At 63.7% G+C, this 12,479-nt stretch carries 8 protein-coding genes; 1 reads left to right on the forward strand and 7 read right to left on the reverse strand.

Annotated elements, in window-relative coordinates; translation table 11 throughout:
• Positions 1-6: 6 nt before the first annotated feature.
• The 6 genes from H0O21_RS09000 to H0O21_RS09025 all read right to left on the reverse strand — a co-directional run bounded on the left by H0O21_RS09000 (position 7) and on the right by H0O21_RS09025 (position 11,772).
• A complete protein-coding gene (locus H0O21_RS09000; RefSeq protein ID WP_185189439.1) occupies positions 7-1,875 on the reverse strand; it encodes a DEAD/DEAH box helicase in 1,869 nt (622 codons plus the stop codon).
• A 103-nt stretch (positions 1,876-1,978) separates the two neighbouring features.
• Positions 1,979-2,350, reverse strand: a complete 372-nt coding sequence (locus H0O21_RS09005) for a phosphomannose isomerase type II C-terminal cupin domain (protein ID WP_185189440.1) — start codon at positions 2,348-2,350, stop codon at positions 1,979-1,981.
• Positions 2,350-4,053 (reverse strand): AAA family ATPase, encoded by a 1,704-nt coding sequence (locus H0O21_RS09010; RefSeq protein WP_185189441.1) that lies wholly within the window; start codon positions 4,051-4,053, stop codon positions 2,350-2,352. Before H0O21_RS09010 ends, H0O21_RS09005 begins: the two co-directional genes overlap by 1 nt.
• Positions 4,050-7,769: a UvrD-helicase domain-containing protein gene (locus tag H0O21_RS09015; RefSeq protein ID WP_185189442.1), complete on the reverse strand. Its 3,720-nt coding sequence runs from the start codon at positions 7,767-7,769 to the stop codon at positions 4,050-4,052. The genes H0O21_RS09010 and H0O21_RS09015 overlap by 4 nt, the downstream gene beginning before the upstream one ends.
• Complete coding sequence (locus H0O21_RS09020; RefSeq protein ID WP_185189443.1) at positions 7,766-11,116, reverse strand: exodeoxyribonuclease V subunit gamma; 3,351 nt, start codon at positions 11,114-11,116, stop codon at positions 7,766-7,768. Before H0O21_RS09020 ends, H0O21_RS09015 begins: the two co-directional genes overlap by 4 nt.
• Positions 11,110-11,772, reverse strand: a complete 663-nt coding sequence (locus H0O21_RS09025) for a metallophosphoesterase (protein WP_255440961.1) — start codon at positions 11,770-11,772, stop codon at positions 11,110-11,112. Before H0O21_RS09025 ends, H0O21_RS09020 begins: the two co-directional genes overlap by 7 nt.
• Positions 11,773-11,898: 126 nt before the next feature.
• On the opposite strand from H0O21_RS09025, the gene H0O21_RS09030 reads away from it, so the two are divergent.
• Positions 11,899-12,123 (forward strand): hypothetical protein, encoded by a 225-nt coding sequence (locus tag H0O21_RS09030; protein ID WP_255440962.1) that lies wholly within the window; start codon positions 11,899-11,901, stop codon positions 12,121-12,123.
• Positions 12,124-12,183: 60 nt separating this feature from the next.
• Here H0O21_RS09030 and H0O21_RS09035 read toward each other — a convergent pair whose 3' ends face one another.
• The gene (locus H0O21_RS09035) at positions 12,184-12,426 is read right to left on the reverse strand and encodes a hypothetical protein (protein WP_185189445.1); all 243 of its coding nucleotides are present in this window, start codon (positions 12,424-12,426) and stop codon (positions 12,184-12,186) included.
• Positions 12,427-12,479: the final 53 nt, after the last annotated feature.

The raw sequence follows: 12,479 nt of genomic DNA on the forward strand, positions 1-12,479 counted from the left end.
CAGTGTTCAGGCGTTTGGGCGAATCTGAAGCTCCCTGTTCATCACTTTGAGGCGCTTCAGGGAATTAAACACATCTTGAGGCATTCCTTTCGGCAGGTCCACCAAGCTGTGGGATTCGAAAATCTGAATCCGTCCGATCATGCGGCCCTGCAGACCGGACTCATTGGCGATTGCGCCCACAAGGTTGCCGGGTTTCACGCGATCGCGGTGACCCACTTCAACCCGATAGCGCTCCATGTTGTCTTCAGGGGGACGCGCAGGACGATCCTGGCGACGGCGATCTCCGTAACGGTCACCACCATGGCGTTCACCGCCGCGCTCATCGCGTGAACGTTGGCGGTTGGCAGTTTGCAGCCAGCCCTCATCCCCCTGCACCAGAAGGGGTTGATCGCCGAGGGCCATGGTGAGCGCTGCCAGTGCCAACTGGGAGGGTTCAAGATTGAGTTCTTGCCCCACCCGCTGCAGCAGTTCCTGGAGCAGAGGACCTTCGTCAGCTTGGCGCTCGCTTCCCTCTCCAGTGGCTGCATTGCTCAGCCGTTGCCGGAGCTTGTCGAGTCGCGCCTGGTTGATTTCGGCGTTGCTGGGAATCTGCATCGGCTCGATCGGCTGACCTGTGGCCCGCTCGAGGTTGTTCACGAAGCGCCGCTCCCTCGGGGTCACGAACAAGATGGCCTCACCACTGCGTCCAGCACGACCGGTGCGCCCGATCCGGTGCACGTAGGCCTCGCTGTCGAAGGGCATGTCGTAGTTGATGACCAGTCCGATCCGATCCACATCCAGGCCTCGGGCTGCCACGTCGGTAGCCACCAGGATGTTCACGGTTCCCTTGCGCAGCCGTTCGACTGTGCGCTCCCTTTGGTTCTGGGGGACATCACCGTTGAGGACGGCAACGTCGTGGCCGGCAGCCTCAAGCGCCTCCGACACCGTCAGAGTGATCGCTTTGGTTCGGGCGAAGATGATCACACCTTCCCCGGTCACAGCTTCGAGCACCCGATTGAGCGCTTCGAGCTTGTGGTTGTTCTGGAGCGTGATCCCTCGCTGACGGATCCGACGCGCTTCCTGATCTTTGGTTTTGATCGTGATCTCGGCTGGTTCACGCAGATAGCGCTTCGAGAGCCTGCGGATCTCGGCTGGCATCGTGGCTGAGAAGAGCACCACCTGACGCTCTTCTGGCAATTGGTCGAGGATCCACTCGACGTCGTCAATGAATCCCATCCGCAGCATTTCGTCGGCTTCATCGAGCACCAAGCTGCGCAAGTTGCTGGTGTCGAGGGTGCCCTGGCGCATGTGATCCATCACCCGACCAGGGGTTCCAACCACGACATCCACACCCCGTTTGAGGGCATTGATCTGGGAACGGAAATCGGAGCCTCCGTAGATCGCCAGCACGTGGAGTCGGGGATGGCCGGCGGCATAGGCCTTGAAGGAGTCGGCCACCTGCATCGCCAGCTCACGGGTCGGAGCGAGGACCAGTGCCTGGGGTCTGGGCCCTTCGGCCTGCAGGCGCTCGAGGATGGGAAGAGCGAAGGCAGCGGTTTTGCCCGTACCGGTTTGGGCCTGCCCCACGAGGTCGCGTCCGAGCATCAGCTCGGGGAAGGCGGCTCGCTGGATGGGAGAGGGCTCCTTGTACCCCTTCGATTCCAGGGTTTGGAGTAGCGCTTCGCTGAAGCCAAAGCCTGCGAACCCTGAGGCAGGGCTCTGCTCTGGAACGGTGTCAATTGCTCCTGCGTCTATCACTCCTGCGTCAATCACCGTGGTGAAGATCGCGTCCTCCTGGCCCTCAGCTTTCTGAACCCCATCGGCGGGCGACATCGTGGTGGCACTGAGATCCACCGAGCACGACGCATCAACGTCGTGCGAAACAGTATTGGTCATGTCTGGAAGGCGTTGGCCTGATTGATCCTTCAAATCAGGCTTGCAACGTCCAATCGGTCGAAACCGTGCTGTATTGCTTGCCCTTTCTTCAAAGGCTTGATCTTCAACTTATCACCCTGCCGAAATCATCTTCCAGGCGCTCAATATCGGTTTCCTCAAGGTGGGTTCCGTGCTGAACCTCGATGATCAGCAGATCTCCTTCACCGCCTCGGGCTCGGTGGATGGCTCCGCAGGGGATGTGCAGGGTGGATCCAGGGGTTGCCTGATGCCAGTGTCCATCGCAGAAGAGCTCGCCCTCCCCGCTCACAACCGTCCAGTTTTCGCTTCGGTGTTGATGCCGCTGCAGGCTCAGCCGCTGGCCGTTGCGGATCAGTAGACGCTTGAGCTTGTAACCGGGGCCTTCGAGTAGATCCTCGTACCAACCCCAGGGGCGCTCCACCCGTTGGCTTGCAAGGGATTCAGGGAGTAACCCCATCAAAGCGCTGCCTCCGATGACGACTCCAGCTTGGCTGGATCTGTCGCCGTCAGCAGGAGTAGCTGTTGACGGGCTCTGGTGATGGCGGTGTAAAGCAGGGCGCACTCCTGCTGGGGGCGTTCCTGATCCCGAAGCGCTCCTGGCCAGAGCAGCAGGACGTGATCCGCCTCGCTGCCCTGGGCTTTGTGCACGGTCAGGGCCAGGGCCGGTTCCAGTGCTTTCAGTCGTGCGGGGTGCAGCAGCCGTGGACTTGCGGTCCCGGTGGCATCGATGCATCGGAAGAGCACGCGCCGCTGAGGGCCTGCCCCGATCGTGAGGCCCCGATCACCATTGGCGAGCCCAAGCTCTGGTTGGTTGGCGGCACAGAGCACCGGAACTCCTGGGGGCCAGGCCTCGACACCTCCTTCGGGAAGCAGGGTCCGATGCAACATGTCGACCCCCCAGGCGCCCACCCTGCGCGGGCAGAGCACCTGCAGTCGGTCCAGCTCATCGAGGGCCTGGTCGGCGGCGGCTGCATCCAGGTTGTCCCCCATGGGCTCAGTCGGTCCGGGGGGGAGAGCAGCCACGGCGTTTTGAAGCGTGTTCAGGTGGTCTCGCAGGGCCTTGGTCACCGCAGGGGGGATGGCGCGTCGATCCCCCTGTTGCCATTGCAGATTCTCGCTAGAATCTGAGGCCGCAGTGCTGTGGCGGCAAGCGCGCCAGAAGGCTTCGATTCCCTGATCCCGCAACACGCCGCTGAGTCGGGCCAGAGCGCCTCGATTGCGATACACCCGATGCAGCTCGATTGCTGCAGATCCAAATCGTTGCCGTTGCGCATCCTCCTGGAGGTGCTGCCAGACAGCACCGGCGCCAATTGGTGGCAGTTGGGCCGCATCGCCCACCAGCACCAGTTGCGCAGTCTCGGGCAAGGCCTCAAGCAGCGCAGTGGCCAGATTGAGATCCACCATCGACATCTCATCGACAACAAGCAGGTCGAGGGGGAGTGGTCGGCGTTGATGACGCCCGAAGCCCCGGGACCCTGCCTCCAGCCAGCGATGCAGGGTGGCGCAGGGAAGGGCCGCCAGGGCCGGTTGCAGGGACGGCGGCAGACACTCTCGGCCGTTGCGGATGGCGTCTTGCAGCCGACCGGCTGCTTTGCCTGTGGGTGCGGCAAGCCCGATGCGTAGCTCGGGCTGGTCGCTGACGACCTGAGCCAGCATCCGAACCACAGTGCTGGTTTTTCCGGTGCCTGGGCCACCGCTGAGCAGCACAAGCCGGTGCTGTCGGATCGCCGCGACCGCCGCCAGCTGCTCTGGGTTCAGCCCCTGGATCCAGGGAGACTGCTCCGGCGTCGGCTGTTCCAGCGTCGGCTGTGTCGCTGGATCGGTCTCGTTGATGTCGGGCGAGGCAGCAACCCGCTCGAGAAGACGCAGCACGAGAGTCTCCATCCCCTCATGCCAGCGCCGAAAGGCCAGCTTGGATTCATGGAGCACCAGGGGGCTTCGGGGTCCGTTGAGCCATCCGCTCTGGTGCAAAGGCCGATGCTGCTCCGGCTGCAGAGGTAGCCAGGTGATCCCTTGGGCCAGCGCCGCGGTCAGATCCACCAGGATTCGATCCAGCATCGGGTCGTCTTGATCGGGGGGGAGGGAGCGGCGCAGGAGTTCGATCAAGCCGCGACTCACCGGGGCGGACCAGTCACTTGGAAGGGAGTTGGCGTCTCTCATGGGATCACTCCCTCCAGTTGTTGATTGAGGTGCAGGATCCTCTCGACTGGTGCCGGTTCCACCAGAATCCCAGGAGTGAACTCGGGTGCTGCTGGAGCACTCAGCTGTTCTGGCTCCGGCACACCGCGCAAAAAGACATAGACGTAGCCACCCAGATTGCGCTGCGGGTCGTAGCCCGGCAATCGCCATTCCAGAAAACGATGGAGGGCCACCATGTAGAGATGGGCCTGAAGTGGGTAGTGGTGCTTGACCATCTCCTCCAGGAGTGCCTCTCGCTGGTAGTGGCATGGGCCACAGGCGAGCACCTGGCCATCGCCGTCCCGTTCTCCCAACCAGTTGCTTTTCCAGTCGGCCACCCACCAGCGGGAGGTCTGGGGATTGTTCGTGTCGGAGAACATCAAGTCGATGGATCCCGTGAGGAAGCCTCGGCTGTGGATGGACAGGCTCGCGACGCGGTCGGCATAGCTGCCCGAGAAGCTGTGCTCGGGTTGGATCCGAAAGCTGGCCGCCAGGGCGTGGGCTTGGATGGCGCGACCCCGATGGGCAATGGGCAGATCGAAGCTGAGCTCGTGGCGCCGGCGATCGGCAGCGATCTGTTCGAGGCGCAGGGCGCCGAGCGGGCCGCCGAGGGGCACCTTCAGCAGTCGGGCCAGGCCTTGCTGCACGCTGGCTTGCAGATCAGCCTCCAGGCCGGCCCGGCGCAGTTCCTGGGCAATCACCTCGGCGCTGCCGGGATCTGCCGCCGCCGTTGCGAAATTCACCCTTTCGAGCATGCGATGCAGGCAGTCGCCGGCCGCCGGACCGCGTGGAAATCCACTCAGGGGACCCAGGCGACTGGCCGGATCCTCAGGCACTCGCTCGTTCTGAACCTTGTCGTGATCAGTCGTGTCGCTTGAGGGGCTTCCAGGGGGGGCATCAACGGGGCTGATGGGATCACGATCGCGTCCCTCCTCCAGGGTGCGGGGATCATCGGTTCTGGCAGCGGCATGGTCGCCTCCCCCGCTGCTGCTCCAGGCTGAGTAACTGCTCCGGCCCCAGATCCTGTCCAGCGATCGCTCGGGAATTGGACCCAGTTGCAGAGCAACCGGTTCAACGGAGCGTCGCCAGGCCTTGACGGGAGCCTCGGGGTCAAGGAGCTGGCGGCTGATTCCGACTGGCTCGGTCGCCAGCCAGCGCTTCAGAGGGTTGTGTTCATGGCCGCCGGCCTGGGCGTCGATGAGGATCAGCTGACGAACGGCGCGAGTCATTGCCACATAGGCAAGACGTTCGGTTTCGGCGCCGATCTCAGCGTCTTCTTCCTCAGCGGCCCTTCGGCCGTAACCCCAGTGACGGTTGATGGCCACGATCCAGCCATCGCTCCGGCGCCAGAGCGGCCCCTCGGCTTCCTGGGGCATCTGCCAGAGGTAAGGGCAGATCACCACTGGATATTCCAGGCCCTTGCTGCGGTGCACCGTGACAACGGCGACAGCGTCTTCGGCGTGGTCGCTGTGGGGTTGCCGTTCGTCGGATGGGCTTGGTTCCGGTTGGAGACGCTGTCGTCGCAACCAGTCGGCGGCACTGGAGGCATCCAATCCCAGGCGGTGAATCGTGTCTTGGACAAGGCGTGCGCATTGCTGGAGGTCTCCGAGAAATCGGCCCCGCTCCGTCAGTGCTGCCATGGTTTCCCCCGCCAAGATCTGGGACAGGCAGCCCAGCAGACCAAGGGTGGGCAAGGCATCGGCGAGATTTCGCACCTGCTGGGCGAGTTGATCGAGACCCCCGTCTGCTTCTGCGCTGGCAAGCTTGTGGGCAGACCACTGGAGAAGGGCTGAGCAAGCCAGCAGTCGCAGCGTGCCGTCATTGGCAGGACTGGCCAGGCTGTCGAGCAATCGCTGCAGCGCTTCTGCTGCTGCACTGTTGAACACGTCGCCGCGGCTGACCAACCGACTCGGCAGGCCGATGGCTGCTAGCTGGGCGCGGATCGCTTCGGCCTGTCGGTGCCGACTGACGAGCACGCAGAGGTCGGCAGGGCTGAGCTCCGCATGGCGATGCATGAGCTCACTGCTCACACCAGCCACCATCCTGGGCAACAGATCCTCCAGGACGGTTTTGCTGGCGCTGGAGGTTTCCCCTGATTCCGGCAGGTTCAACACCTGGAGTGGTTCAGGGCCGTCGGGACCCGCGAGGGGTTGGGCAGAACTCTTGGCATCCAGGGCTGGAACCTCCAACCGCGATTGCTCCAGACCCGTTGCCATGAGCTGGTTGAGTCCCAGCATCAGAGGAGGTGTTGTTCGGTAGTTGTCGAGCAGGGCATCGATCCGGTCGGCCTGTTGGCGCGCCTCCCGATAGGTGTTCAGGTCACCGCCGCGAAATCGATAGATCGCCTGCTTTGGATCGCCGACCATCAGAAGCAGATGCGACGCACCGGTGGCGAAAGCAGTGCGCAGTAATCGCCATTGGAGAGGATCGGTGTCTTGGAATTCGTCGATCAGGGCTACCCGGTAGCGGCGGCGAAGTTCGCTGATCCACCGCTGCTGTTGTTCTTCGCTCTGGCTTGCTGGATCGAGGGCGTCGAGCAGTCCGGAGAAGCCAATCACTCCCCGGCGGTTGCGCCGCTCTTTCAGGGCGGCCGCACCACTGATCAGCGCATGGCGCCAAACCTGTTCGCTGGGGCCGTCCCAGAGGGCGGCGATCGCCTCCATGGTCTGCGGACAGGGCAAGCGGGGCTGCGCCTCTCCGCAGGCTCGGGCCACGCGAGAGAAGGTGCCGGGATGGAAGTAGCCCCCGAGTAAGGGCTGTTTTCGCACGTAGCCGTAGCGTATTCGTGCTATTTGCGTGTCGTCAGGCCGGCCTGCGGGTGTTGCAGGTCCGGCTTGTCTCATCCAGTCGCTCAGAGTGCTTGCTCGTTGCGTTCGCGGTTTGGGGCTGTAGGGGGTGGTGCGATTGCTGCTGCAGCCTCGGCTGCGCCAATCGGCAGCTGCTGCGCAAAGCGCCGTTTCCAGCTCGTCGCCGTTCTCCTGCCACTGCTTCTTGGCGCTCAGCCAGCGCTGCTCGATCCATGATTCGAACTGCTCCTTGAGGGGGGCGTTGGGATCGGGTGGATCGTTGCCCGGATCAATGCGCACTCCACTATCCCCATCGAGGCGCCGCAGGGCTTCGCTGAGGGTCTCCGGGGAGAGCTGCGCCATCTGCAACCCCTTCACATCCTCTGGATCCAGCGACAGCACCTGTTGCTGCCAGTAGTCATGGGCCACCTCATGGCAGAGGTCGGCGTTGTCGCTCTCCAGATCGGGATCCATAACGGCACCGCTCTGCAGGGACAAACGCCGGAGCGTGCGGTGACAGAAGCCATGGATGGTGGTGATGTCAGCTTTCTCCAGGCCGTCGAGGGCGGTGAGAAGGCAACTGGCGATCTCCCGCCGCCGGTTGCCATCGGCTCCGTGGCGTTCCAGCCAGGCGCGCAGCACCGGATCAGCGTCGCTCAGGACCTGGTCATTTTCGATCTGAGTGAGCCCCTGTAGGGCAAGATCCAGTCGCCGCCCGATGCGATCCTGCAGCTCTGCAGCTGCCGCATCGGTGAAGGTCACCACCAGCAACTGCTCGATGCGCAGATTCCGCTCCGTGATCAGACGCAACACCAGATGCGCCAGAGCGAAAGTCTTGCCCGTGCCAGCACTGGCCTCAAGGAGTCGAACGCCTCCATCCAGGGGGTAGTCGTTGTGCTCAAAACGTCTCACGCTTTCAGCGCCTCCCCCATCGGCAAGTAGAGGCAGGAGAAGGCCCGCTCGAATCCGGGAGCATTGAGGAGCTCGCGGCTCTCACAGCCATCGCCGAAGCAGGCACGCATCTCCGCCCGCTCCCGTTCGGGCCAACCCTGGAAGTCACCCTGCCAGCTCTTGTGGAAGGCCTGGTCAGCGGCCTCCTGGCCTTTCTGCCATTGACGCAGGCGTGCCAGGCCGCTCGCTGGAGGCACTGGCCAGCACTGTTTCAAGCCTCTGTTGGCTGCAGCGTGCAAGGCAGCGAGATGACGCTCAGCCAGCTCAGGCTCGATCGGTTGCCAGTGCAGAAGCACCTCAAACTGATCGCCCTTGCCCTGGCGATCTGAACGACCGATCACAGCGGTTTCGCATTCGTACCCTTCCAGCTGGGCTTCAAGGTGGCGAAGCCAGCCCAGCAGCGCTGAGCGGGCTTGCAGCTTGCCGGCCTGTGGCAGCAGCTGACAGCGCCCTGTCAGGAGTCGACCGCTGCGCAGCTGTGGCGTCCCGAAGCTCAGCAGACAGCGCTGAAGACCTTGCCAGCGCTGTTCCAGTCGCTCCTGCTCCACCGAAGCCGCTGCCGCAGGCGGCAGGATTCCCCTGCCAGCACAACGACTGAGCCAGTCCCCCTGCGTTGCTTCCTGCCAGGGCAGAGCGTTTGGTTGCTTCATTGTTTGGAGCGCTTCCTCCAGCTGTTGCTGAAGCAGCCCCTGACGCTGGCGTTCCCCCAGGTCGAGGGCTTCAAGATCCTCGATGGGCTCCAACCATTCCCCTGGCCTGAGCCCTTGTTGCTCCAGCCAGCAGCGCTGCGGGGCCAGGAGCCAGCGTTCCAGTTGCTCGGTCTCTAGTCGAGTCCCCTCGGAGCTGTCCTGTTCATGGCTGTGGGCCCGACCGCTGTCTGCAAGGCCGCTCGGCCACTGCAGCGGCATGGCCAGGGCATGGCCTCTCCTGCCGGCTTCTCTCTCTCCTCCACGGTCAAGCTCCCTTCGGGCAGCGAGGAGTCGTTGGTCGCAGCTAGGCAGAGCGCCCGTTGACTGCATTTGGAAATTGCCAGGGTCTAGGGGATTGGCCGGAGGCTGCAGCAGCACCTGGGCCATCGCGTTCTCGCCGAGTTGTTCCCTCAGGAGGGTGAGCCACTGCTGGACCGGGGCTGCTGGTGGAAGCGGTTCTCCGCTGCGCTCATCACGGGCATTCCAGCTGAGCATCAGATGCTGGCGCGACGACAGCAGGGCCTCCAGCAGCACATAGCGATCCTGATCGCTGCTGGAGGGATCACCCAGCCGCCGGATCTGCTCCAGCAAATGGAATCCTGGGCGCTCGTTCTGGCGGGGGAAGCTGCCCGCATCCAGTCCGATCAGCACCACGACCCGGTGGGGAATCGCGCGCATCGGTTCCAGCGCACTGATGGTGAGGGCTCCGCTGCGATGGCCGAAACGACCGCTGTCGTTGGAGAGGGCTTCCTGTAAGACGGCTCGCACCACTGCGGCATCCAGCAACAGTGGACAGTCGAGGCTGCGCTCTCTCCAGAGCTCAAGGGCATCCAGAATGGCCTGGCGCTCCCAACCCCATCGGCCACCGTCACCGAATAGCTCCTCCAGCAGAGACGTGAGGGTGGTGATCCAGCTGCTGCAGTGTCGTGGGGAACGCAATCGGTCGATCCAGCGGGCCAGCTTGTCCAGAAGCGTCCACCAGCGGCCGACCTCATCCGCTGTCAGTTCATCGCTAAATGGAGCGGCGTCGGCGAGGACCCAGCCCTCCTGGTCGGGCAGCATCAGACCCAGTAACCATCGATCGAGGCACCAGCGAAGGCTGTGGCTTGGGTCGCCGTGACGCTCCCGTTCATGCAGCCCCCAGCGGAACCCAGTGCGTTGCAGACAGCGGTGCATGGCATCCAGCTCGTCTGCCGTCAGTCCCTGCAGCTCCTGCAGGGCAGGGTTGGCGAGCAACTGTTCCAGTCCTGTGGCTGTGAAACGATCGGCTGCCAGGGCCAGGAGGCTTAGAAACCCCTGCATCAGGCCTGGTGCCTCCTGTTGGCTGCGGTCGGTTAGCCGCCAAGGCACCAGCACGCCCGTGGCATCAGCATCGTTGAAGGCTGATGCCAGAAGGGGAGCGAAACGGTCGATCTGGGGCGTCATCACCAGCACGTCCCTGGGTTGAAGGGTCGGGTCAGCAGCCAGCCATTGCAGGATCTGATCCCGCACCAACTGCACCTCCCGCCAGCGACCGGGACTGGCGAGGAAACGCAGGGAGTGGTCGTTCGTCTCGAGAGTGAGCGTCGGTGTGCTGCCTTCCACCAGCTGCTGCTGCACCTGGGCGAGCAGGCTCGGGGGTTGTTGTTGGTCCCTGGCCATGCTGACCGGTGCCGCGAACAGGTCCCTCTGTTCCCATGCTCCGAGCTGGCACTCTCCGCTGCCTTCGAGAAGCAGCTGGAATTCAGCGCCCATCCGCCCAAGCATGGCTTCAAGTCGAGGGGACTCCAACAGCCAGGAGCCATCCAGTGGGGTCTGCCAGCGTTCTCCCAGACGACGTCGTCGGTGTTCGGAGCGCTCCCATAGGTCTGGACAGGGGGTGAGCAGAAAAATCTGCACATCGATGCAGTCTGAGAGGGCCTGGAGCAGATCCACTTGGATCGGGGCCATGCTGCTGAGACCGAACAGCCGCAGACAGCGGGGAAGGGGCAGCACGGGGGACTCGCCGGCGCGCAGGCGCTTCACGGCCTCCATGACCTGCAGCCCAAAGGGCGCCGTCGGCAGCTTGTCGGCGAGCAAGCGGGCCAGTTCGGGTTGCCAGCGCAGCGACTCAGCGAGTGCACTGCTGGCATCGGAGTCGTGGCCGAGCCAGCGTCCGAGCTCATCGGCGCGGTACAGCGCGTAATCATCGATGGCATCGGCGAGGCTGCGGGCCAACAGCCAGTGATCGCGGTTGAGCTGACCTCGCTCGCAGGGATGGAGCTCCATCCATTGGCGCAGGGGGGCAGCGGCTGGTTGCTGGAGCAGCTCGGGGAGCACCTCCAGCACTGGCCAGACGAGCCGCTCGGCCCGCCAGGGATCCTCGCCGCCCCTGGGGTCACCATCTGTGCCATCGCAGCCCGTGCCCTCACCGAGAACGGCTCGCACCAGTTCACGAAGCCTGGCGCCTGGGAACGGAAAGCGCACCAGGGCACTGATCCCGTTGACAACAGCCAACTGTTCCCCCAGCCAACGGCTGGTGGGCCAGGTGTTGACGACCACTTCGATTTCTTCGAAGGGCGAGGGGGGATCGAGGCGCAGCTGTTCCGCCAGCAGCTGCGCCAGCCATTCCGCCCGATTGCTTCTGAAGATGGTCAGCAAGAGGTGGACTCAATGAGTTCCTGCTGGTGCTGGTGCTGGGGTGCAGGAATCGCAAGTGCTGTCTGACCCATCACCTGCACCACGGCATCGGTTTCAGGGCAGAAGGCCGAGAGTCGTCCCCCATAGACGGCGCCGGTGTCGATCATCACGATGTGTTGGCGTCGCTCCACGCTGGGCCTAGGGGTGTGACCCACCACCACGCGGCCGAAGCGGCCGTCGTAGGTCTCCCAGAAGGGTTCGCGGATGCGTAAATCAGGGCGACCTTGAGGGTCAAAGCCTGCATGGGTCGCGATCCAGCCTTTGCCTCGATAGTGGTCTGGCAGGGTCTGGAGACGCTGCAGCCACTGGCGGGTGAGGCCATCGCCGAGCTGGCGGTAGGTGTCGATCCTCAGCAGGCTCTGGTGTGCGTCTGATGACCGTTGCTCAAGGGCTTCGATCAGGTTCTGCTCGTGGTTGCCCCGCAACCAGGTGGCTCGACCGTTGCAGACCAGCTCCCAGACCAGATGGAGAGTGTCTGCGATTCCAGGGCCGCGGTTAATCACGTCGCCGCAGAGCACCAGATGGTCTCGGGTAGGGAGCACGGCCAGGAGCTGGATCAGGGAGGCATGACAGCCGTGCACATCACCGATCACCCAGTGACGCTCAGCTGATGCCACCTCGTTTCCGCTCCATCTCATCGCTCTGCATCGGATTCTGACGGAGCCCCCCTCCCCTGTCATCGACCCTGTCTACGGTGTTGCATCGCTCAAAGGGGGTGGTCTGTGGATCCACGTTCATTGCCGGTGCCTCGGAGGGTTGCGTTGCTGGTTCAGGCTCTCAACGGTGCCCCACGCACCAATGAGGCCCTGGCCAAGGCTGCCGATGGGGAGGAGATGCTCGATGTGCTGGTGGGTGCGTCCGACAAGCTGGGCCTGGGGCTAACCCGCGAGCATCTGCGCAATACACCGCCGATTAGGGATTGGGTGTGGTGGCACAAGAAGCAGGCACCCTTCACGATCGGTAGCTGAGGGTGCGCTGCTGAGGTGGCGATCAAGAGGCTTTCGATCCAGCCTGTCTTGATGAGGAGATCACCAGGGAAATTCCTTGGCGGTCGCCCCCTCCGGACAGGGATCAGAGGCCCGACCTCCCGGCAGATCCTCGTCGCCAATGATGTCGTTCAGATACGCCGCGCAGAGTTGTTCTGGGGTGAGGGACTCCACCCAGTTCTCCCAGCCTCCCCCCGTGTCAGCACTGACGGTGAAGACCGTCGACGCGCTGAGCACGGCTAGCAAGGTGCTGCTGCCAAAACGAAACCCGTGGGACCTTGTCATCGCTCCAGACCAATGGCTGTGTTCAGCATGACCACGGTTGTGGGCAGCCGTGG

The sequence above is a fragment of the Synechococcus sp. HK01-R genome (genome assembly GCF_014217855.1).
Classification (GTDB): domain Bacteria; phylum Cyanobacteriota; class Cyanobacteriia; order PCC-6307; family Cyanobiaceae; genus Synechococcus_C.